We start from the raw sequence: 19,944 nt of genomic DNA, 5'->3' as shown, positions 1-19,944 counted from the left end.
CACTCCGTCGTCCGCGCGTGGCGGTTTCGCCGGCCGTCAGAGCAGTCGGGTGAGGCGGGACAGGATGGACGGGGGCGCGAGGTCGCTCTGCAGGACCACGGGGACCTCGACCCGGTTCTCTCCGGAGCCCACGCTCAGCACGCCGACCTGGGTGCCGGCCTTCGCGGTGTGGCCGAGCTTCGAGGAGTCCAGGGTGAGGGTGCCGGAGACGCCGGGGAAGCCGGCCGCGACGAGCTCCTTGCCGGCGACGACCGGGACGCTGCCGCCGAGGCCGTCGTCGACCTTGCCGACCACGTCGCCCTGCTTGGCCAGGGTCTGCCCGGTCAGCCCGTTCTGGGCCGCCTGGATCTGCTTGCCGCTGACCTTCAGGACCGTGGGCAGGATCCCGTCGGCGGGTGCGGAGGAGGTGGCCGGCTGCCCCAGGGTGACGCCGAGGATCAGCCGCTTCACGCCGCCGATCTCCTTGTACGCGGCCCACATCAGGCAGCCGCCTGCCGGGGTGCTGGAGCCGGTCTTGACGCCGATGACGCCGTTCTTGGCGTTGATCAGGGTGTTGGTGTTGTAGATCTTCTGGTTGCCGAGGGTGGTGTCCGGGGTGGACACGATCTGCCGGAAGATCTCGTCCTGCATCGCCTGCTCGGCGAGCTTCAGCTGGTCCTTGGCGGTGCTCTTGGTCTCCTGGTTGAAGCCGGCCGGGTCGGTGTAGACGGTGTTGGTCATCCCGAGCTTGGCGGCGGTGTCGTTCATCTTCTTGACGAAGACGTCCTCCGAGCCGGAGTCCCAGCGGGCCAGCAGCCGGGCCACGTTGTTGGCGGAGGGCAGCATCAGCAGCTCCAGCGCCTGGTACTGGCTGAGCTGCTGGCCCTCGGTCAGGGTGACCCGGGACTCGTCGGTGTTCCCGGACTCCTGCGCGGCCTGCTTGTCGACGGTGATCTTCGGGCCGCTCTCGCCCTTCTTCAGCGGGTGCGCCTGGAGGATCAGGTAGGCGTTCATGACCTTGGTGACGCTGGCGATCGAGGCCGGCGTCTCCTGGCCGGAGCTGCCGAGGCTGCCGACGCCGACCACCTCGGCGGCCGACTGGCCCTTGGCCGGCCAGGCCAGGTCGAGCGGGTCGCCGCCGAAGCTGAAGCTGCCGGCGGCGGTCTGCTTGACCTTGGCGTCCGGCAGCGGGCGGAGCAGCTGGGCCACCACGAGCACGCCGAGCACGAAGGCGAGGAAGACGGTCCAGATGGTGATCCGCTTGAGCGCGCGGCGCAGCGGCGACACCGGGCGGGCGTTGAGCGCCGCCAGCACCTCCATCGCCTCGGCGGTGGTCGCCGGGCCGAGCATCGGCTCGGTGATGCGCAGCCGGTCGGGTGCGGGCAGCGGTTCGGTGACGGCCGCTTCGGGGCCGGTCAGCGGGCCTGGGGTGGGCAGCGGTTCGGGCTTGGGCAGCGGCGGGGCCGGCGGCACCGGCTGCGGGTCCGGGGTGGGGAGCGGTTCGGGGGCGGGGCCGGGCCCCGGCTTGGGGGCGGGTTCGGGCTTGGGCAGCGGCTCCGGCCCGGGCGTCGGCTCCGGTTCGGGGACGGGCTCGGGCTCGGGGTGCGGTTCGGGCACGGGCTCGGGGACGGGGGCGGGTTCGGGCAGCGGGCGCGGCGCGGGGGGCTCGGGCACGGTGCCCGCGCCGGGGGCGGCGGGGGGCTTCGCGGCGGGGGGCTTCGCGGCGGGAGCCTTCGCGGCGGCGCCCTCCGCGGGGGCAGCGGCGAGCGCGGCACCGGAGGCGGTCGTCGCCGCGGCGGACTTCGGGGGGAGGGGCTTCGCGGGGAGGGGCTTCTCCAGCTTCTCGGCCTTCGCCGTCCCCGGCTTCTCGGCGCCCTCCTCCTTCTTCTCCTTCTCCGCTGACTCCGCTGACTCCGCCGAGTCGGCTGAGTCGGCTGAGTCGGCTGGCTCCGCTGAGTCGGCTGACTCCGCTGACGCCGCGTCCTTCTGCGCGTCGGACGGCGCGGCCGCGGCCGCCGTCCGAAGGGCGAGACGAGGGTCGGCGCCGGACGGGCGGCCGGCTGCCCGGACGGCCGCCCCGTCCTTCGCCGACGCACCGTGGGCGGAGTCGCCGGACCCGCCGTCAGCTGCGGACCCGTCGCTCTCGGGGGCCGGGGTGGTGAGCTCCGGCGGCAGCCGGAGGGCGGTGGTCGCGTTGTCGACGGGCAGCCGGAGCATCGTGGTCTTGGTGTCCACATCCCGGACCCGGAGCTGCACGGTGGAGCCGGCCCGGGCCGTGCCGGACGGCGCCCCGGACGGTCCGCCGTCCGGGGCGGCCGCGGCGTCAACGTCCGCGCCGGCCCCGTCCGCACCGGCCGCCTCCGCCGGCTCGGCCGCCGTCTCGGCCGCCGGCTCCGGCTTGCCGTCGGCGTCGGCCGGGCGCTCCCGTTCCCCGCCCCGCTCCCGCTCCCGCTCGCCGTCCCGCAGCACCCTGTCGGGGGACTCGCCCACGTAACCCAGCCTCCTCAACGCCCGGCGGGGCACCGGCAGACCCGATTTCGGGAAGCCGACGCCCCGCCCCGTGTACCTGTACAGTCTCCGCCACCGCGGCCGTTCCGGCCGCCCACACCCCGCCCGACCGGCGCTTATTGCCGCCGCACGGCCGCACCGCGGCCTGTTCACCGCTCAGACGCCGGGCCCGGCGCCGCCGGTTCCCCGCCTCGTACGCAAGGTCACGATTCGGAGGCGTACTCGACAAGCCCGTGTGAGAGGCGTCACGCTGTTTCCCATCCACGCGGGGAGGCTTGGATGGGCAAGAGCCGCAGAACTGTTCCCGAGGAACTCTTGCTGCTCGCATTGGACCCGACCACGGGTACCACGGCGCAGCCGCAGACCCTCGACCTAGGACTCGCCGGGGCGCAGCTCGTCGAGCTGTCCCTGGCCGGACGGATCGTCCCGGAGGGCGACCGGATCGCCGTGGTGCTGCCACGGCCGACCGGCGACCCGACGCTGGACCACGCACTGGAGTTGCTGCGCCGACGCGGCAGCCCGGTCCGTGCCGCGCACTGGATCGGCGGGCCCCGTTTGGGGCTGCGGCAGACCTACCTGGCGCACCTGGAGCGGTGCGGCATGGTCACGGCCGTGCCGGGCCAGGTGTGCGGGGTGCTGCCGACGACGCGTTACCAGGCGTCCGACGACTGCACCAACGCCGCGATCAAGCAGCGGCTGGACACCGCGATCCGCACCGGCGTGCCGCCGGACCCGCGGACGGCCGCGCTCGCCGCCCTGGCCCACTCGGTGGGTCTGGGCAAGCACCTGTACCCCGGCAACGAGGGCCGGTCGTCACGGTCGCGGCTGCGCGACCTGATCCGGTACGACCCGCTGGGCGGGATGGTCGCGCACGCCGTGATGGACGTGCAGAACGGCCTGCCGTCGCAGCAGAACCGTTCATCCTCGGGAGGTGCGCAGGCCGGCGCGGGTCGCCCCGGTCAGCGTGCGGCGGGCCGCGGCGCGGCCGGCGGCCGGGTCGCGGCGCCCCGCGTGGGCGTTCGCTGACGCGGTCGGCCCCGGGCACCGGGCAGCGCACGCAGCACGCAGCGCACCGCACGCCGTACCACCGCAACACGCAGCACCGCTCCACGGCAGCACCACTCCACCGCACCACCGGCCGGTACCAGCCGGCCGGCAGCACCGGACCCGCGCACGGCCCGGCGCTCGCCGTACCGCTCGCGCCGTCACCCGGTGGTGAGCAACCAGCAGCACGGAGGGGCGGTCGCCCGCGACGGAAGTCGCCGGGCGGCCGCCCCTCCGCCGTCCCCGAAGGCGGGCCGGACCGCTCGACGGAGCGAGGCCGGGACCGCCTCCGCACGTGCCACCAGCACGTGTGCGGGCTTCGGGGGCGCCCGCACCGCCGTCCCAGTACCACCGGTTCGAGCCGCATCGCCGCCTTACCACTCAGGGGTGCCCGCTGTCTCGCCGAAGCGCTTTTCCGATGATCTGTTCTACTGCGCTCCTGTGATTCCCCGGCGCCGATCTGATCCAAGGTGACATGCTGCTCAAAGTCAGGGGGGTTGGTCCCAATTTCCACAGTGTTCCGAGGATTGCCGCTCCAACGATCACCAGAGGTCCGGCCGGAGGTCGACGTGTCCGCGAACATCAATCCCACCGTGCGCCGCAGGCGCCTGGGCTCCGAGCTGCGCAAACTGCGCGAGGGCCTGTCCATGACGGCGGAGGAGGTGGCCGGCCGGCTGATGGTCTCCCAGTCGAAGATCAGCCGACTGGAGAACGGCCGCCGCAGCATCAGCCAGCGGGACGTCCGTGACCTCTGCGACGTCTACAACGTCACCGACGAGGCGATGCGGGCCAGCCTGATGGAGATGGCCCGGGAGTCCCGGCAGCGCGGCTGGTGGCACGACTTCAACGACATGCCGACCCCCTACAGCGTCTACATCGGGCTGGAGGCCGAGGCCTCCTCGATCCGGGCCTACGAGTCCTCGTTCGTCCCCGGCCTGCTGCAGACCGAGCAGTACGCCCAGGCCGTGGTCGAGGGCACCCAGCCGGACACCGACGCGCTCGCCGTCCAGCGCCGGGTGCAGGTCCGGATGAAGCGCCAGGACCGCGTCAACGGCGAGAACCAGCTCGGCAGTCTCTGGACCGTCATAGACGAGGCGGTGCTGCGCCGCGAGGTCGGCGGCAAGGCCGTGATGGCCGATCAGCTGAAGCACATGCTGGAGCTGAGCCAGCGCCCCAACATCACCATCCAGGTGATCCCCTTCTCCAAGGGCGCCCACCCCGGGATGACCGGGACATTCTCCCTGCTGGAGTTCCCCGAGTCAGCCGATTCCACGGTTGTCTACTTCGAAGGGGTGACGAGCGATCTCTACCTGGAGAAGGACGCGGACGTGCGCCGCTATACCAGTCTCTACGACCACCTGCGGGCTGCGGCGCTCGGGGTGGCCGAGAGCCGCTCACTGATAGCCGAGATTGCGGAGGACTACCACGCATGAGCACCACCATCGAGAACGGGACGGTCTGGCGGAAGAGCAGCCACAGCGGCGGCAACGGCGCGTGCGTGGAGATCGCCACGCCGGCCCGGGGTGCGGTGGCGGTCCGGGACTCCAAGGACCCGCAGGGCCCGCAGCTGCACTTCTCCGCCGATGCCTGGAAGTCCTTCGCCGAGGCCGCCGGGGCAGGGGCGTTCGGCGGCTTCTGATCCGCGGCACCCGTTCTCGGCCCAGTTGCCCGTAGCGGTGTCCGCCGCTCCCCCGTCGGCGGACACGGCTACGGGCAACTGCGCGTTCCGGGCCCGGAGCTCGACGGCCGGGGCCCGGCACAGCACGGCCCGGCGCAGCACGGTCCGGCGCAGGACGGCTCAGCGCAGGACGGGGTAGCGCGCCGACCAGGCGACGCCCTCCGGGGTGTCCTGCCCGTGCAGCTCGGGCCCGTGCATCAGTTCCAGGACGAAGTCGTCGGCCAGCTCCAGCAGCGCCCCCCGCCCCTCCAGGCCCGCCACCAGACCGGGCGGCAGCGCGGTGTCCCCGTGCAGCACCCCGAGCAGGTTGCCGCAGATCGCGCCGGTGGAGTCGCTGTCCCCCGAGTGGTTCACCGCCAGCAGCAGGCCGGACCGGACGTCGTGGGCGACCAGCGCGCAGTACACCCCGATCGACAGCGCCTCCTCGGCGACCCAGCCCTCCCCCAGCGCCTCGACCCGCTCGGCGGACGGCTCCCCGGCCCGCACCGCGTCCAGCGCCGCCCGCAGCGCCGCCGTGGTCTCCTCGTGCCCCGGCCGCTCGGAGAGCAGGGCCAGCGCCAGGTGGACGCCCTCCTCCAGGGTCCCGCCGCGGGCCGCGGTCTGGACGATCACCGCCAGCGCGCCGGCCGAGAGGTAGCCGGTCGGGTGCCCGTGGGTCAGCACCGAGCACTCCACCGCCAGCTGGAACACCAACCCCGGCTCCCAGGTGGTGAGCAGCCCGAACGGGGCCGCCCGCATCACCGTGCCGCACCCCTTGGAGTGCGGGTTCTTGGGCGCCTCCAGGGTGCCGAGCCGCTCGGCGTCCGGCCCGGAGAGACCGGAGAGACAGGCCTGGCCGGGGGCGCGCTGGGCGTACAGCCACTCCTCGCGGCCGAGCCAGCCGAGGTCGCCCCGCCGCTCGTCCGGCCCCCAGTCCCGCTGGGTGGCGGACCAGCGCAGGTAGGCGAGGTGGAGGTCGGTGGGCGGGTGCCAGCTCCCGGTGTCGCGGCGGATGTGGGCCCGGATCAGCCCGTCCACGGTGAACAGCACCATCTGGGTGTCGTCGGTGATCGCGCCGAGCCGCCCGTACGCGGGGACGTACCCGGTGACGCCGTGCGGGCCGTGCACCGCGCGGATCTTCTCCAGCGACTCGAACTCGATGCCCGCGCCGAGCGCGTCGCCGATCGCGCCGCCGAGCAGACAGCCCCGCACCCGGCTGCGGAAGTCCTGCTGCTGTGCGCGTGACCACAGTGGCATCACGACGGGGCGCCTTTCGTCCGGGAAGCGGTCCGCGCGCCGCGGACCGGTCGCGCGCCCTCGCACTGTATTCGAATGGCCGAACAAGTCGAGGGGTTCACCCGAACAACAGACTTGACAAGATCATGCCATGCATGTGTTCCCGTTGCTGTGGTCGACGGCCAGCGTGTCCACGGCGCCGAAGGCCTCCAGCAGGCCGCAGAACCCGGCGGCGGCGGAGACCGCCATCGCGGCCACCAGCAGGACCGGCCGCCGCCGGGCCCGCACCGCCAGCCACCCGGCCCCGACCGAGGCCCCGAGACTCAGCAGTGGCGCCACGATCGCGGCCGCCCACACCGAGCCGGGCACCGAGGCGGCCTTGTGGCACAGCTCCCAGACCAGGTGCTGGTGGGTGTCCTGCGCGTACCTCGCGAACACGAAGCCCACCACGGCCGCGAGCACCGCTGCCCCGAGCGGGCCCCACCGGCCCGCGCCGTCCCTCTCCGCCACCGCGTCCACGCTGCGCCCCCGATCGCCGTGGTGGCCCGGGCATCGGGCCACCATGACGTGGACGCGGACACCGGGGCTCCGGTTCTCCGGTTCTCCGGCGCGCCGGTCGATGGCGCGCCGGTCGAAGATGCGCCGGTCGAAGATGCGCCGGTCGAAGATGCGTCAGTCCAGCACGGGCAGCAGCTCCGGGAGGTGGCCGTCCGAGGCCAGGGCCGCGGCCCTGCGCTCGGCCGGCACCTCGCCGTAGGTGGTGGTGCGCTGCCGGTGCGGGCGGCCCGCCGCCTCGGCGATCGCCTGCAGGTCCCGGACCGACTTGTAGCTCCCGTACGCCGAACCGGCCATCCGCGAGATGGTCTCCTCCATCAGCGTGCCGCCCAGGTCGTTGGCGCCCGAGCGGAGCATCTCGGCCGCGCCCTCGGCGCCCAGCTTCACCCAGCTGGTCTGGATGTTGGGGATGTGCGGGTGCAGCAGCAGGCGGGCCATCGCCACCACCGCGCGGTTGTCCCGGGCGGTCGGCCCGGGCCGGGCGATGCCCGCCAGGTAGACCGGCGCGTTGGTGTGGATGAACGGCAGCGTCACGAACTCGGTGAAGCCGCCGGTGCGTCGCTGGATCCCGGCGAGCAGCCGCAGGTGCCCCAGCCAGTGGGCCGGGGTGTCCACGTGCCCGTACATCATGGTGGACGAGGAGCGGATGCCCAGCTCGTGCGCGGTGGTGACCACCTCGACCCAGGTGGCGGCCGGCAGCTTGCCCTTGGTGAGCACCCAGCGGACCTCGTCGTCCAGGATCTCGGCGGCAGTGCCCGGGATGGTGTCCAGCCCGGCGTCCTTGGCCTCCTGCAGCCACTCGCGGATCGACAGGCCGGTCCGGGTCGCGCCGTTGACCACCTCCATCGGCGAGAAGGCGTGCACGTGGATGCCGGGGACCCGCTCCTTCACGGCGCGGGCGATGTCGAAGTAGGCGGTGCCGGGCAGGTCGGGGTGGATTCCGCCCTGCATGCAGACCTCGGTGGCGCCGACCTCCCAGGCCTGCGCGGCCCGGTCGGCCACCTGCTGGAGCGAGAGGGTGTAGGCGTCCGCGTCGGTGCGGCGCTGGGCGAAGGCGCAGAACCGGCAGCCGGTGTAGCAGACGTTGGTGAAGTTGATGTTGCGGGTCACGCAGTAGGTGACGTCGTCCCCGACCGCGTCGCGCCGCACGTCGTCGGCGATCCGGCAGAGCGCGTCCAGCGCCGGGCCGTCCGCGTGGAACAGGGCGAGCGCCTGGTCGTCCGTCAGCTTCTCCGGGTCGTCGGCGGCCACCGCCAGGGCCTGGCGGAGGTCGCCCGCCAGCCGTTCCGGGGCGCCCTGGGCGAGCACCTGCTCGCGCAGCACCTCCCAGTCCCCGTAGACGTCCTCGAAGTCGGCCCGGCGGTCGCCGGTGCGGCCCTCGGTGTCGATGGTCGCGTGCAGGTCGGTCCGGCCGTACGAGGCCGGCAGGTCCTCAGGCTCCTGCCAGGGCAGGCCCCGGACCACCGCGTCCGGGCGGGCCAGGCCGGTCTCCGGGTCGGACAGCGCGCGCACGTGCGGGAGCACCCGCGGGTCCAGCCAGGGCTCGCCGTGCCGGACGTACTCGGGGTAGACGGCGAGGCGTTCGCGCAGCTCGAAGCCGGCCGCCGCCGACTGCTCGGCCAGCTTCTCGATCTGCGGCCACGGGCGCTCGGGGTTGACGTGGTCCGGCGTCAGCGGCGAGACCCCGCCCCAGTCGTCGATCCCGGCGCCGATCAGCCGCCGGTACTCGCCGTCCACCAGGTTCGGCGGCGCCTGCAGGCAGGCCGAGGGGCCCATGATGTGCCGGGCGACGGCGACGGTGGCGACCAGTTCGTCCAGCTCGGCGTCGGGCATGCCGCGCATCGCCGTGTCCGGCTTGGCGCGGAAGTTCTGCAGGATCAGTTCCTGGATGCCGTGGTACGCGCGGGAGATCCGGCGCAGCGCGAACAGCGACTCGGCGCGCTCCTCGTACGTCTCGCCGATGCCGATCAGCAGGCCGCTGGTGAAGGGCACCGAGCTGCGGCCGGCGTCCTCCAGCACCCGCAGCCGGACGGCCGGTTCCTTGTCGGGCGAGCCGTGGTGCGGGCCGCCGGGCTCGCTCCACAGCCGGGTGGCGGTGGTCTCCAGCATCATGCCCATCGAGGCCGAGACCGGCTTGAGCCGCTGGAAGTCCGTCCAGCTCAGCACCCCGGGGTTGAGGTGCGGGAGCAGGCCGGTCTCCTCCAGGATGCGGATCGACATCGCCCGGACGTAGGCGATGGTGTCGTCGTAGCCGTGCGCGTCGAGCCACTCGCGGGCCTCCGGCCAGCGGTCCTCGGGCTTGTCCCCGAGCGTGATCAGGGCTTCCTTGCAGCCCAGTTCGGCGCCCCGGCGGGCGACGTCCAGCACCTCGTCCGGCGACATGAACATCCCCTGCCCGGCCCGGCGCAGCTTGCCGGGGACGGTGGCGAAGGTGCAGTAGTGGCACTTGTCGCGGCAGAGCCGGGTGAGCGGGATGAAGACGCTCTTCGAGTAGGTGATGACGCCGGGCCGGCCCGCGGCCTCCAGGCCCGCGTCGCGGACCCGGGCGGCGCTCCGGCAGAGGTCCAGCAGATCCTCGCCCCGGGCTTGGAGCAGCACCGCGGCCTCGGCCGCGTCGAGCGCGACACCGTCCCGGGCACGGCGCAGCGCGCGCCGCATCGCGTTCGCGGTCGGGGGGAAGGTTCCGTCCATGGCGGCGACACTACGCCAGTTCTCGTACGTCCGGAGTACGTGACCCTGAGGCCGTCTCAGGGTCGGCTGCGCCGCGAGGTCGACCCCGATCTGGCCCTGCAGGGCGATGACCCGGGCGGTCCGGGGCCGTGTAATGGAGAGCACAGGCACGCCGGCCACAACGGCGCGGCACGACGGCACAGGCACGACGGCACAGGCGATGTCACGGCTACGGAGGGGTTGGACGCGATGACGGACGACACGGCGGCTGAGCGGTACGGGGACGGCGGCGTGCCGTACCGGGCGGGGCGGCGCACCGCGGTTCGGGTGGGGCTGCCGCTGGCGGTGGCGGCGGTGATCGCCACGGGGGTCGGCCTGGTGCCGGCGCTCGCGGCCGACTCCCCGCCGGACCTGCCGGCGCTGACGGCGGAGCAGGTGGTGGCGAAGGCGCTCGGTTCGCAGGCGCAGACGCTCTCGGGCACGGTCTCGGTCTCCGCCGACCTCGGGGTGCCGGCCCAGCTGCTCGCGGCGGGCGGTGCGGCCGGCGTCCAGGCCGGTGGCGGCGGCGTCGGCTCGGGCGGTACGGGCTCCGCCGGGAACGTGTCCGGGGCCTCCCCGGAGGTCAAGCTGACCGAGCTGCTCGGCGGCGAGCACACCGTGCGGGTCGCGGTGGACGGCCCGGACCGCCAGCGGATCGGCCTGATCGAGCAGCTCGCCGGGTACGAGCTGGTCCACAACGGGGACCAGGTCTGGGCCTGGGACAGCTCCACCAACGAGGCCGTCCACCTGACGGTCCCGCAGGGCGGCCGGCCCGGCGGCCACGCCGGCGGGGCGCCGCTGACCGGGGTGCCGCTGACCGGGGTGCCGGCCACCCCGCAGGAGGCCGCCCGTCAGTTCCTCACCGCGGGCGCGGGCACCACGGCGGTCACCGTGGACGGCACCGCGACCGTCGCCGGGCAGAAGGCGTACCAGCTCAGCGTGAAGCCCACCCAGTCCGGTTCGACGATCGGCGAGGTCCGGATCGCGGTGGCCGCCGAGAACGGCGTGCCGCTCGCGGTGTTGGTCAAGGGCACGGACGGCGGCAAGGTGCTGGACCTCCACTTCACCGAGGTGTCCTTCGCCGAGCCGGCCGCCAGGACCTTCGAGTTCACGGTGCCCAAGGGAGCCCAGGTGACGGAGCGGAAGGCCGGCGACGCGCCGAAGGCCCCGTCCGGGCGGGACGCGCAGCGGGCGGCCGAGGGGCTGAACGTGGTCGGCGAGGGCTGGACGGCGGTGCTGACCGCCCAGCTGCCCACCGGTGACGTCCCGGTGCCCGCGGAGGGCGGGCGCCACGGCAAGGGCGACGGCAAGGGTCACGGCCCGGCCGGGGCGCAGAGCCCGCTGGCGCTGGCGAAGTCGCTCGGCAAGCCGGTCAAGGGCGGCTCGCTGATCAGCACCAAGGTGCTGAACGTGCTGGTCACCGAGGACGGCCGGGTCTTCGCGGGCGCGGTGACGCTGCCGGTGCTGCAGAGTGCGGCCGGGGTGAACTAGTGACCCAGGCTCCCGTGACGGGGGACGTGACGGAGCCGGCCGGGGGGCGGGGCGCGCGGCTGCGCCCGGCCCCCGCGGCCGTTCCCGCCGCCGCCTCCGCGCTTCCGGCCCCGTCCGACGACGTGATCAGAACCCGCGGGCTGACCAAGCGGTTCCGCGGTGGCCAGCTGGCCGTGGACGGACTGGACCTGACGGTCCCCCGCGGCTCGGTCTTCGGCTTCCTCGGGCCGAACGGCTCCGGCAAGACCACCACCATCCGGATGCTGATGGGCCTGATCGCGCCCACCTCGGGCGTGGCCACCGTGCTGGGCGAGTCGATGCCGCAGTCCGTCGCCACCGTGCTGCCCCGGGTCGGCGCGCTGATCGAGGGTCCGGCGCTGTACGGCTTCCTCTCCGGCCGGGACAACCTGGTCCGGTTCGACGCCGCCGACCCGACGGCCGACCCGCGCACCCGGGGGCGCCGGGTGGCCGAGGCGCTGGACCGGGTCGGTCTGGCGGCCGCCGCGGGCAAGAAGGCCAAGGCGTACTCGCTGGGCATGAAGCAGCGGCTCGGCCTGGCCTCGGCGCTGCTCCAGCCGCGTGAGCTGCTGGTGCTGGACGAGCCGACCAACGGTCTCGACCCGCAGGGCATGCGGGAGATCCGGGCGCTGGTCCGGGAGGTCGCGGCCGAGGGGACGACCGTCTTCCTCTCCTCGCACCTGCTGGACGAGATCGAGCAGGTCTGCACCCACGCCGCGGTGATGTCGCGCGGCCGGCTGCTGGTGCAGGGCACCGTCGCCGAGCTGGCGGCGCGCGCGCAGGGCCGGCTGGTGGTCCGCACGCCGGACGTGGCGCGGGCCGCCGAGGTGCTGGCCGCGCACCGGGTCGCCGAGGTGCGGGCCGGCGAGGAGCGGGTGGAGGGCGAGCTCGACGCCCCGGCCGACGGCGTCCTGCCCGGGATCTGCGCGGCGCTGGTCGCGGCCGGGGTGCGGGTGCACGGCTTCGGTGTGGAGCGGGGCACGTTGGAGGACGCCTTCGTGGCGCTGACCGGGGAGGGCTTCGATGTCGCGGGCTGAGGTGCTGCGCGCACCGGTGGCGGGGCGGCGGCCGCAGACGGCGGCCGGGTTCCTGGCGCTGTTCCGCAGCGAGCTGCTGCTGACCTTCCGCCGGGTGCGCACGATGGTGCTGCTCGGGATCCTGGCGGTGCTGCCGGTCCTGATCGGCGTGGTGGTCCGGATCGAGACGGACGGGCCGCGCGGCGGCGGGGGCCCGGCCTTCATCGCGCAGGTGACGCAGAACGGGCTCTTCCTGGTCTTCACGGCGCTCGCGGTCTCGCTGCCGGTCTTCCTGCCGATGACGGTGGGTGTGGTGGCCGGGGACTCGGTGGCCGGCGAGTCGGCCGGCGGCACGCTGCGCTACCTGCTGGTCGCCCCGGCCGGGCGGACCAGGCTGCTGGCCGCGAAGTTCGCCGCCGGGCTGGCGTTCTGCCTGGCCGCGACGGTGACCGTGGCGCTGTCGGCGCTGGCCACCGGCGCGGCGCTGTTCCCGCTCGGCGACGTCACGCTGATCTCCGGGGAGACCATCGGGCTCGGCTCGGCCCTGCTGCGGGCGGTGCTGGTGGCCGCCGTGGTGGCCGCCTCGCTGGCCGGGCTGGTCGCGATCGGCCTGTTCATCTCGACGCTCACCGGCAGCGGGATCGCGGCGATGGCCGCCACCGTCGGCCTGGTGATCACCGTCCAGATCCTGGACAGCTTCCCGCAGCTGCACGCGATCCAGCCGTACCTCTTCACCCACCACTGGCTCAGCTTCGGGGACCTCCTGCGCGAACCGATGTACTGGGACGGCGTGCTGAAGAACCTCGGGTTGCAGGGCGCCTACGTCGCCGTCTTCGGCTCGGCCGCGTGGTCCCGCTTCACCAGCCGGGACATCACGGCCTGACCGGGGCGGCCGCCGTCGGCGGGTGGCTGCCCCCGACGGGCGGCCGCCGTCAGCGGGTGGCTGCCCCCGACGGGCGGCCGCCGTCAGCGGGTGGCCGCCGTCAGCGGGTGGCCGCCGGGGCCGGGGCGGCGTCGCCCGGGGTGGGGTCGCCCGGGGTGACGCCGGAAGGGGCGGCGCCGGAAGGAGCGGCGCGGCCGGCGGCCCGCTCCAGGGCGGCGGCCCGCTCCATCCGGTCGGCCCGCACCCGGCGCAGCGCGTCCCAGGTGAGCAGCGCCAGCGCGGCCCAGACCAGGGCGAAGCCGGCCCAGCGGGCGGGCGGCATGGACTCGTGGAACACCGCGACGCCGATCAGGAACTGGAACACCGGTGCCAGGTACTGCAGCAGCCCGAGCACGGTCAGCGGCACCCGGACGGCCGCCGCCCCGAAGCAGAGCAGCGGGATCGCGGTGATCACCCCGCTGAGCATCAGCAGCCCGGAGTGGCCCCAGCCGTACTCGCCGGCCACGGTGTGCCCGAAGGTGCCGCGGCCGGCCGTCTCCAGGTAGATCAGGTAGCCGAGGGCGAAGGGGAACATGAAGGCGCTCTCGGCCGCCAGGCTCTCCAGCCCGCTCAGCCCGACCTTCTTCTTCAGCAGCCCGTAGGTCGCGAAGGACAGCGCCAGGGTCAGCGCGATCCAGGGCAGCCGCCCGTACCCGAGGGTCAGGACGACCACCGCGAGGGCGCCGATCCCGACGGCGGCCCACTGCGCGGTGCGCAGCCGCTCCTTCAGCACCAGCACGCCGAACGCGATGGTGACCAGCGGGTTGATGAAGTACCCGAGGCTGGTCTCCACCACGTGCCCGGCGTTGACGGCCCAGATGTAGACGCCCCAGTTGACCGAGATCACGGCGGCGGCCCCGCCCAGCATGGCGACCCGGCGCGGCTGGCGCAGCAGCGGGCGCATCCAGCCCCAGTGCCGCTGGGCGACCAAGAGCAGGGCCACCGCGACCAGTGACCAGACCATCCGGTTGGCCAGGATGTCGTCGGCGGCCCCCGGCTCCAGCAGCGGCCAGAACAGGGGGAAGAGCCCCCAGATCCCGTACGCGGCGATGCCGTACCAGAGCCCTCTGCCGGCCTCCTGCTGGGTTGTCTCTGGCATTGACGGCCTGCCCTCCGCGCGCACGTGTGTCGAGCCGACGGTAGCGGGCGCGGGGGCAGGCTGTCATCTCCGTATTCGGTTTTTGGTCATGACAGGGGCGGGTGGGGCTCAGGCGCCGAGGGCCGCGCGCACGCTCTCGGCCAGCGGGACGGTCGGACGGCCGATCAGGCGGGCCAGGTCGCCGGGGGTGCCGGCCAGCTCGCCGCGGGCGATGCCGGCGTCCACGTCCACCAGGATCTCGGCGAAGCCCTCCGGCAGGCCCGCGCCGACCAGGACCTCGCGGTGCTCGGCCGGGGTCACCTCGCGGTGCACGACCGGCTTGCCCGAGGCCCGCGCCAGCTCGGCGGCGAGCTCCGGCAGGCTCCACGCGGCGTCTCCGCTCAGCTCGTACACGGTGTCGGCGTGGCCGCTCCCGTCGCCCTCGGCGAGCAGCACGGCGACCGCCGCGTCGGCGTAGTCCCGGCGCGGGGCGCTGGCGATCCGGCCCTCGCCGGCGCTGCCGACCACGACCCCGCGGGCCACCGTGCCGGCCGCGTCGCCCAGGTAGTTCTCGGTGTACCAGCCGTTGCGGAGGAAGGAGAACGGCAGACCGGACTCGCGGATCACCGCCTCGGTCGCCCTGTGCTCGTCGGCGAGCCGGAAGGTGGCCGCGCCCGGCGCGCTGGTGTACGCGAGCAGCGCGACCCCGGCGGCCCGTGCCGCCTCGACCACGGCGGTGTGCTGCGGGATCCGGCGGCCGACCTCGCTGCCGGAGATCAGCAGCACCCGGTCGCCGGCCGCGAAGGCGCCGGCCAGGGTCTCCGGACGGTCGTAGTCGACCTCCCGGACGGTCACGCCGCGGGCGGCCAGGTCGGCGGCCTTCGCGGCGGAACGGACGGCCACCGCCACCTCGCTCGCGGGGACCTTGGCCAGCAGGCCCTCGACGACCAGGCGGCCGAGCTGTCCGGTGGCGCCGGTGACGACGTACATGGTGATGACTCCCTCGTGCTGTCGCTTCGTTGACCTCGCAACTAACCCTAGGGATGGCACTAACCTTCCGAAAGTACGCACTTCAAAGTACGGTACTGACATGCAGGTAATGACCAATGAGCTGCCCCCGGCGGACGTCCTCGACCGCATGTGCCCCTCGCGCGGGGTGCTGGAGCACGTCACCAGCCGGTGGGGCGTGCTGGTGCTGGCCGCGCTGAACGAACGCGGCTACCGCTTCAGCGAGCTGCGCCGCCGGGTGTCGGGGGTGAGCGAGAAGATGCTCGCGCAGACCCTCCAGACCCTGGAGCGCGACGGCTTCGTCCTGCGCGAGGCCCATCCGGTCATCCCGCCCCGGGTCGACTACAGCCTCACCCCGCTGGGCCGGGAGGCCGCGGAGCTGGTCGCCGCGCTCGCCCACTGGTCCGAGCGGCGCGTCCCCGCCGTCCTGACGGCCCGCACCGAGTACGACGCGCGCCCGCGCTGAGCGGTGGTACCCGGCGGGGCCCCGCCCTGGCCGCCCTTCAGGAGGTGGGGCCCGCCACGTCGATGACCGAGAACCAGACTTCCGGCAGATAGCCGTTCGGGGACGGCGCGGGCGACAGGCGCACCGCCGGGTGCGGGTGAAGCCCCACGGTGGCCAGCACCTCGGCCGCCGGGTACCCGAACAGGTCGACGTCGGCCAGCACCACGGGCACGGCGGACGGCCGGGTCGGCGCGGCCTCGCATCGGCGAAGGCTCACGGCCGCGAGGCCCGGTCTGTCGCGATCCGGTCGGCTGAGGCGGTCCGCGCAGTCGCCGTAGAGGAGCAGGTCCACGCCCTCGTAGCAGGCGGTGAAGGCCCAACCCGCCTGGCACACCCAGGTCTCGCGCACATCCGCCAGCGTCGAGACGGCCCACTGGGCCGCCCGCTCGGACGCGCCGAAACGCACGACGCCCGCGTTCCGCGGCAGGGCGAGACCCGTCCCCGGCAGCAGCTCGAACATCCCTCGATGGTGCCCGGGCGCGGCCGCCGGAGCAACGGGCCGGGTCAGCTCTCGGCGATCAGCGCCGCGAGGCCGTCGAGCACGCGGGCCAGGCCGAACCTGTACGCGTGGTCCGGGTCGTAGGCGCCGCCGTGGGCCCCGCCGGCCGCCGCGCCGACCCTCGCGGCGACCGGGTACCGCTCGACGTCGAACACCCGGGCCAGCAGCTCCGCGTTGGCCGCCCACCACTGGGAGTCGCTCATGGCGCTGTCCTGCTCCGCCGCGCGTTCGTCCGACGCCATCCGGGCACAGGTCTGCACGAAGCCGAGCAGGTGCGTCAGCGCGGCGTCCAGCTCCACGTCCGGCAGCCCGGTGCCTTCCAACGCCCGCAGCTCGTACTCGTACTTGGCCATCAGCCCGGGCCCGAGCGGCGGCCGGCTCGTCGACACTCCCGCCACCCACGGGTGGGCCCGGTACAGCTCACGGTTGTCGTGGGCGACGGCCGTCACCCGCGCGCGCCAGCCCTCGTCGGCCGGGGCACTGCGCGGCATGGTCGCGTAGACGGTGTCCAGCATCAGGTCCAGCAGCTCGGCCTTGCCGGGCACGTACGTGTAGAGCGCCATCGGGGAGACGCCCAGCTCCTGGGCCACCCGCCGCATGGTCACGGCGTCCACGCCGTCGGCGTCGGCCAGGGCGATCGCCGCGGTCGCGATCTCGGCCGGCGACTTCGCCTGCCGGGGACCGCGCCGGCCCGGCTTCTCCTCCGCCGACACGCCCCAGAGCAGTGCCAGCGTCCGCGCCGGGTCTCCTGCACTGCTGCGTTCGCTCGCCATGGGCAGATCCTTTCACGGCCCCGCCCGGCTACGGTCGGAGCATGACCGCCCGCGCCCCCGAGCCGCTCCCCGGCACCGACTCCGCCGGGGCGATCCGCCCCCGGGTCACCTGCCGCCGCTGCCACCGCCCGCTGCACGACCCGGAGTCCCGCATCCTGCGACTCGGCCCGGAGTGCCGGGACCCGGCCGAACGCGTCGCCCGCCACGAGGTCGACCAGGATCCGCTACCCGGTCTCGACTGACCGGCCCTCCGCCGACTTGACGGCGCCATATCGTTTTTCGATAACATCGAAAAACGATATGGCGCCGATGGGTGCCGGAGGGCTGGGGGACCATGAACGACACGTCCTGGTGGACACGAGTGGCGGACCACGTGCTGGAGCTGGTCATCGGGCTGGCCCTGCTGCTCGTCGGCCTCTTCCGCGTCCTCCTCCCGGTCCTGGGGGTGGCCGGCCCGCTGTCGCCGGCGGCCTCCCGCGAGGTGCGCGTCGACTCCGCGCAGCTGCCCGACGTGGCGGCGTCCGGAGCCGTGACGCTCCGCGGCTCCGGTCACGCCGAACTGGCCTTCGCCGACCCCGGCCTCGGCCAGCGCCTGCTCCTCGCCCTCCCCGGGCTCGTGAGCGGCCTGCTGGCCATCGCGATCCTCGCGGTTCTGCTGCGAATGGCCCGCACCTTCCGGGAGGGTGACTTCTTCGTCCCCCGGAACACGCGACGCCTCACCGTCATCGCCGCCGCCCTCATGCTGACGGGCGTCCTCCCCCCGCTGCTGGACATGATGACGACCAACCTCCTGGCCCGCGACCTGCCGATGGCGCAGGCGATCGCACCCGCCGAGGACTACGCGGTCCTGCCGATGTTCCTCGCGGTCCTCGCCGGCGCCGCCGCCGGGGCGTTCCGTGCCGGGACCCGGCTACGCGCCGACACGGAAGGGCTGGTCTGATGCCACCGGAGGAGCCGCACCAGATCGAGTGCCACCTGGACCGTCTTCTGGAGGAACGCGGCCTGACCCTCGCCGAGCTCGCCACGCGGGTCGGCGTGACCGTCGCCAACCTCTCCGTCCTGAAGAACGACCGGGCCAGGGCCATCCGGTTCAGCACGCTCAGCGCCATCTGCCGCGAACTGGACTGCCAACCCGGGGACCTGCTCACCTGCGCCCACGACTGAGCGGCCGCCGCCCCTTCTCAGGGTCGGCCTCACCCCGGGGGGCGGCCTGCGCGCGTCAGCTCCCCCCGCGGGGGGAGGCGGTCCGGCGGCACGGACGAGGGAACGGCGCGGCGGCTGCGCCATCGCCGGAGGGACACCAAGCCCCGCCCCGCGCCAGGAGATGGAGAACCCCGAATTCCCGCAGGGGACCGCCGGCCTCGTCATGGACCTCTGCTACGCGCCGATGCTCGCCTGGGGCCCGCTGGTCGCCGCCCTCACCGTCGCCTACGCCCGGCGCCGCGCCGCCGGACGGGTCCTCGAACCCGCCTGCTGAGCAGGCGCATTGCCACGGCAAACCTGCCGCCCGTCCCAGCCCCGGTGCGGTCTCGTCACGTCCTGGTCAAAAACCCGCCGGGGCCGTGGTGCGCCCGGGCGGCCACCGCCACCATGGACCCGGAGGACCGCCGCCTGACGGTCCCAGAGACGGGGGGAACCGTCATATGAACGCCATCGGCAGCGGCACACGTGTGTCCGCATTCCTCGGACTGGCCGTGGTCGGCGCACTGGTCCTGACCGCCTGCAACGACAGCGACTCGTCCGACTCGGCCAAGACCCCTCCGGCCTCGGCGCCCGCGGCACCCAGCCAGACCGCGCCCACGCAGGCCGCCCCGAGCAGCCCGAGCGCCCCGGCCACCCAGGCCGCCCCGAGCACCCCGGCCGCCACCGGCCCGGCCGCCGGCAACGCGCCCGCCCCCGGCGGCAAGGACGCAACGCCCGGGCAGACCTTCAAGATCGGCGAGGCCGCCCAGGTGCCGTTCACCTTCGGCAGCAACAAGGGCACCGTCTCGATCGCCGTCACCTCGATCGAGACCGGCGACCCGGCCGACCTGGAGCCGCTCAAGCTCGGCGACAAGGCGAAGGGGCTGGTCCCGTACTACGTCCACTACACGGTCACCAACACCGGCACCACCGACCTCTCGCACACCAGCGTGGACCACATGAAGGGGCTGCTCGCGGACGGCACCGAGGCCCAGGACCTGCTGGTCATCGGCACGTTCGCCAAGTGCCCCAGCCCGTCGCTGCCGAAGGGCTTCACCGCCGGGCAGAGCGCCCAGAGCTGCGCGGTGGCGCTCGCCCCGACGGCCTCGAAGGTCACCGGCGCCGAGTACTGGGGCAACCCGTACTCGCTCGGCAAGAACGCCGTCTTCTGGAAGTGACCGCGACCGCTGCACGACGGGCGTGGAGCCGCGCTACCGGCGCAGCTCCACGCCCGTCCGCGTACCGCCAGTAGCGACACCCTCGAAGAACTGCCCGGGGTTCCCCCTTGCCAAATTCTCCGTACTTTGTACAGTGTACTGCGTACGGGATATTCGTCGAGGAGAGGGCACTCACCCATGCAGATCACCGGCACCGCCGTATCGCTCACCGTCGAGGACGTCGCCGCCTCCGCCGCCTTCCTGCAGCGGCACTTCGGGTTCGCCGAGCACATGGCGGCCGACGGCTTCGTCTCGCTCGGCCGCGAGGACTCCGGGATGAACGTCATCTACCTGCGGCGCGGCCTGGAGGTCCTGCCCGAGGGGTTCCGCGACCAGCACGCCGCCGGACTCATCGTGGCCTTCACCGTCACCGGCCTGGCCGACGAGGAGGCCCGACTGAAGGCGGAGGGCGTGGAGATCACCATGCCGCTGCGCGAGGAGCCGTGGGGCGAGCGGCTGTTCCAGGTCACCGACCCGAACGGGGTGGTGATCCAGCTGGTCGAGTGGGCCCAGCAGTAGTCACCCGCGAAGGCCTCGGTCGCACACG

Annotated in this window: 21 protein-coding genes; 13 read left to right on the top strand and 8 right to left on the bottom strand. The window is 74.0% G+C overall.

Going from position 1 to position 19,944, the window contains the following annotated elements; translation table 11 throughout:
- Window positions 1–36: 36 nt before the first annotated feature.
- A complete protein-coding gene (locus ACFVHB_RS03005; protein WP_380314479.1) occupies window positions 37–2,469 on the bottom strand; it encodes a D-alanyl-D-alanine carboxypeptidase in 2,433 nt (810 codons plus the stop codon).
- Between the two features lie 297 nt (window positions 2,470–2,766).
- Here ACFVHB_RS03005 and ACFVHB_RS03000 point away from each other — a divergent pair, with 297 nt between their 5' ends.
- The 3 genes from ACFVHB_RS03000 (at window position 2,767) to ACFVHB_RS02990 (ending at window position 5,170) form a co-directional block, all read left to right on the top strand.
- Window positions 2,767–3,513 carry a GPP34 family phosphoprotein gene (locus ACFVHB_RS03000; protein WP_380314478.1) on the top strand — a complete coding sequence of 249 codons (747 nt, stop codon included), beginning with the start codon at window positions 2,767–2,769 and terminating at the stop codon, window positions 3,511–3,513.
- A 587-nt stretch (window positions 3,514–4,100) separates the two neighbouring features.
- Window positions 4,101–4,964 (top strand): helix-turn-helix domain-containing protein, encoded by an 864-nt coding sequence (locus tag ACFVHB_RS02995; protein WP_380314477.1) that lies wholly within the window; start codon window positions 4,101–4,103, stop codon window positions 4,962–4,964.
- The gene (locus tag ACFVHB_RS02990; RefSeq protein WP_380314476.1) at window positions 4,961–5,170 is read left to right on the top strand and encodes a DUF397 domain-containing protein; all 210 of its coding nucleotides are present in this window, start codon (window positions 4,961–4,963) and stop codon (window positions 5,168–5,170) included. The genes ACFVHB_RS02995 and ACFVHB_RS02990 overlap by 4 nt, the downstream gene beginning before the upstream one ends.
- A gap of 159 nt (window positions 5,171–5,329) precedes the next feature.
- On the opposite strand, the gene ACFVHB_RS02985 is transcribed toward ACFVHB_RS02990, so the two are convergent.
- From ACFVHB_RS02985 to ACFVHB_RS02975, 3 genes are all read right to left on the bottom strand, one after another.
- A complete protein-coding gene (locus tag ACFVHB_RS02985) occupies window positions 5,330–6,445 on the bottom strand; it encodes an ADP-ribosylglycohydrolase family protein (RefSeq protein ID WP_380314475.1) in 1,116 nt (371 codons plus the stop codon).
- Between the two features lie 123 nt (window positions 6,446–6,568).
- Window positions 6,569–6,934 (bottom strand): hypothetical protein, encoded by a 366-nt coding sequence (locus ACFVHB_RS02980; RefSeq protein WP_380314474.1) that lies wholly within the window; start codon window positions 6,932–6,934, stop codon window positions 6,569–6,571.
- 162 nt (window positions 6,935–7,096) lie between these two features.
- Window positions 7,097–9,670 carry a bifunctional FO biosynthesis protein CofGH gene (locus ACFVHB_RS02975; RefSeq protein WP_380314473.1) on the bottom strand — a complete coding sequence of 858 codons (2,574 nt, stop codon included), beginning with the start codon at window positions 9,668–9,670 and terminating at the stop codon, window positions 7,097–7,099.
- A gap of 228 nt (window positions 9,671–9,898) precedes the next feature.
- On the opposite strand from ACFVHB_RS02975, the gene ACFVHB_RS02970 reads away from it, so the two are divergent.
- The 3 genes from ACFVHB_RS02970 to ACFVHB_RS02960 are packed head-to-tail and all read left to right on the top strand — an operon-like array spanning window position 9,899 to window position 13,096.
- Window positions 9,899–11,179, top strand: coding sequence for an outer membrane lipoprotein carrier protein LolA (locus ACFVHB_RS02970; RefSeq protein ID WP_380314472.1), 1,281 nt, complete (start codon window positions 9,899–9,901; stop codon window positions 11,177–11,179).
- A gap of 59 nt (window positions 11,180–11,238) precedes the next feature.
- A complete protein-coding gene (locus ACFVHB_RS02965) occupies window positions 11,239–12,234 on the top strand; it encodes an ABC transporter ATP-binding protein (RefSeq protein ID WP_380314513.1) in 996 nt (331 codons plus the stop codon).
- Complete coding sequence (locus tag ACFVHB_RS02960; protein WP_380314471.1) at window positions 12,221–13,096, top strand: ABC transporter permease; 876 nt, start codon at window positions 12,221–12,223, stop codon at window positions 13,094–13,096. The genes ACFVHB_RS02965 and ACFVHB_RS02960 overlap by 14 nt, the downstream gene beginning before the upstream one ends.
- A 100-nt stretch (window positions 13,097–13,196) precedes the next feature.
- Here the strand turns inward: ACFVHB_RS02960 and rarD are convergent, their stop codons facing one another.
- The gene (rarD, locus tag ACFVHB_RS02955) at window positions 13,197–14,234 is read right to left on the bottom strand and encodes an EamA family transporter RarD (protein WP_380314470.1); all 1,038 of its coding nucleotides are present in this window, start codon (window positions 14,232–14,234) and stop codon (window positions 13,197–13,199) included.
- A gap of 108 nt (window positions 14,235–14,342) precedes the next feature.
- The gene (locus tag ACFVHB_RS02950) at window positions 14,343–15,203 is read right to left on the bottom strand and encodes an SDR family oxidoreductase (protein ID WP_380314469.1); all 861 of its coding nucleotides are present in this window, start codon (window positions 15,201–15,203) and stop codon (window positions 14,343–14,345) included.
- Window positions 15,204–15,303: 100 nt separating this feature from the next.
- On the opposite strand from ACFVHB_RS02950, the gene ACFVHB_RS02945 reads away from it, so the two are divergent.
- Window positions 15,304–15,687: a winged helix-turn-helix transcriptional regulator gene (locus ACFVHB_RS02945; protein WP_380314468.1), complete on the top strand. Its 384-nt coding sequence runs from the start codon at window positions 15,304–15,306 to the stop codon at window positions 15,685–15,687.
- Between the two features lie 37 nt (window positions 15,688–15,724).
- Here the strand turns inward: ACFVHB_RS02945 and ACFVHB_RS02940 are convergent, their stop codons facing one another.
- Both ACFVHB_RS02940 and ACFVHB_RS02935 read right to left on the bottom strand, forming a co-directional pair.
- Window positions 15,725–16,186, bottom strand: coding sequence for a hypothetical protein (locus tag ACFVHB_RS02940; RefSeq protein ID WP_380314467.1), 462 nt, complete (start codon window positions 16,184–16,186; stop codon window positions 15,725–15,727).
- Between the two features lie 44 nt (window positions 16,187–16,230).
- A complete protein-coding gene (locus tag ACFVHB_RS02935) occupies window positions 16,231–16,998 on the bottom strand; it encodes a TetR/AcrR family transcriptional regulator (protein WP_380314466.1) in 768 nt (255 codons plus the stop codon).
- Window positions 16,999–17,039: 41 nt separating this feature from the next.
- On the opposite strand from ACFVHB_RS02935, the gene ACFVHB_RS02930 reads away from it, so the two are divergent.
- From ACFVHB_RS02930 to ACFVHB_RS02905, 6 genes are all read left to right on the top strand, one after another.
- The gene (locus tag ACFVHB_RS02930) at window positions 17,040–17,240 is read left to right on the top strand and encodes a DUF6011 domain-containing protein (RefSeq protein ID WP_380314465.1); all 201 of its coding nucleotides are present in this window, start codon (window positions 17,040–17,042) and stop codon (window positions 17,238–17,240) included.
- Between the two features lie 92 nt (window positions 17,241–17,332).
- Window positions 17,333–17,938, top strand: a complete 606-nt coding sequence (locus ACFVHB_RS02925) for a DUF2975 domain-containing protein (protein WP_380314464.1) — start codon at window positions 17,333–17,335, stop codon at window positions 17,936–17,938.
- Window positions 17,938–18,162, top strand: coding sequence for a helix-turn-helix domain-containing protein (locus ACFVHB_RS02920; RefSeq protein ID WP_380314463.1), 225 nt, complete (start codon window positions 17,938–17,940; stop codon window positions 18,160–18,162). The genes ACFVHB_RS02925 and ACFVHB_RS02920 overlap by 1 nt, the downstream gene beginning before the upstream one ends.
- A gap of 160 nt (window positions 18,163–18,322) precedes the next feature.
- Window positions 18,323–18,475, top strand: a complete 153-nt coding sequence (locus ACFVHB_RS02915; RefSeq protein ID WP_380314462.1) for a hypothetical protein — start codon at window positions 18,323–18,325, stop codon at window positions 18,473–18,475.
- A gap of 166 nt (window positions 18,476–18,641) precedes the next feature.
- Entirely contained in the window at window positions 18,642–19,358 is a 717-nt protein-coding gene (locus tag ACFVHB_RS02910) for a hypothetical protein (protein ID WP_380314461.1), read from the top strand.
- 177 nt (window positions 19,359–19,535) lie between these two features.
- The gene (locus tag ACFVHB_RS02905; RefSeq protein ID WP_380314460.1) at window positions 19,536–19,916 is read left to right on the top strand and encodes a VOC family protein; all 381 of its coding nucleotides are present in this window, start codon (window positions 19,536–19,538) and stop codon (window positions 19,914–19,916) included.
- The last annotated feature ends 28 nt before the right edge of the window (window positions 19,917–19,944 follow it).

The organism is Kitasatospora sp. NPDC127111, from assembly GCF_042677465.1.
In the GTDB taxonomy this organism is placed as follows: Bacteria; Actinomycetota; Actinomycetes; order Streptomycetales; family Streptomycetaceae; genus Kitasatospora.
The sequence above is the reverse complement of the archived record's forward strand: the minus strand, read 5'-3'. Positions and strand labels throughout refer to the sequence as shown.

Excerpts from the sequence above, each read along its gene's own strand:
- ACFVHB_RS03000 (WP_380314478.1), top strand. The coding sequence starts at position 2,767 with ATGGGCAAGAGCCGCAGAACTGTTCCCGAGGAACTCTTGCTGCTCGCA.
- ACFVHB_RS02990 (WP_380314476.1), top strand. The coding sequence starts at position 4,961 with ATGAGCACCACCATCGAGAACGGGACGGTCTGGCGGAAGAGCAGCCAC.
- ACFVHB_RS02985 (WP_380314475.1), bottom strand. The coding sequence starts at position 6,445 with ATGCCACTGTGGTCACGCGCACAGCAGCAGGACTTCCGCAGCCGGGTG.
- ACFVHB_RS02975 (WP_380314473.1), bottom strand. The coding sequence starts at position 9,670 with ATGGACGGAACCTTCCCCCCGACCGCGAACGCGATGCGGCGCGCGCTG.
- ACFVHB_RS02970 (WP_380314472.1), top strand. The coding sequence starts at position 9,899 with ATGACGGACGACACGGCGGCTGAGCGGTACGGGGACGGCGGCGTGCCG.
- ACFVHB_RS02960 (WP_380314471.1), top strand. The coding sequence starts at position 12,221 with ATGTCGCGGGCTGAGGTGCTGCGCGCACCGGTGGCGGGGCGGCGGCCG.
- rarD (WP_380314470.1), bottom strand. The coding sequence starts at position 14,234 with ATGCCAGAGACAACCCAGCAGGAGGCCGGCAGAGGGCTCTGGTACGGC.
- ACFVHB_RS02950 (WP_380314469.1), bottom strand. The coding sequence starts at position 15,203 with ATGTACGTCGTCACCGGCGCCACCGGACAGCTCGGCCGCCTGGTCGTC.
- ACFVHB_RS02945 (WP_380314468.1), top strand. The coding sequence starts at position 15,304 with ATGCAGGTAATGACCAATGAGCTGCCCCCGGCGGACGTCCTCGACCGC.
- ACFVHB_RS02940 (WP_380314467.1), bottom strand. The coding sequence starts at position 16,186 with ATGTTCGAGCTGCTGCCGGGGACGGGTCTCGCCCTGCCGCGGAACGCG.
- ACFVHB_RS02935 (WP_380314466.1), bottom strand. The coding sequence starts at position 16,998 with ATGGCGAGCGAACGCAGCAGTGCAGGAGACCCGGCGCGGACGCTGGCA.
- ACFVHB_RS02930 (WP_380314465.1), top strand. The coding sequence starts at position 17,040 with ATGACCGCCCGCGCCCCCGAGCCGCTCCCCGGCACCGACTCCGCCGGG.
- ACFVHB_RS02925 (WP_380314464.1), top strand. The coding sequence starts at position 17,333 with ATGAACGACACGTCCTGGTGGACACGAGTGGCGGACCACGTGCTGGAG.
- ACFVHB_RS02920 (WP_380314463.1), top strand. The coding sequence starts at position 17,938 with ATGCCACCGGAGGAGCCGCACCAGATCGAGTGCCACCTGGACCGTCTT.
- ACFVHB_RS02915 (WP_380314462.1), top strand. The coding sequence starts at position 18,323 with ATGGAGAACCCCGAATTCCCGCAGGGGACCGCCGGCCTCGTCATGGAC.
- ACFVHB_RS02910 (WP_380314461.1), top strand. The coding sequence starts at position 18,642 with ATGAACGCCATCGGCAGCGGCACACGTGTGTCCGCATTCCTCGGACTG.
- ACFVHB_RS02905 (WP_380314460.1), top strand. The coding sequence starts at position 19,536 with ATGCAGATCACCGGCACCGCCGTATCGCTCACCGTCGAGGACGTCGCC.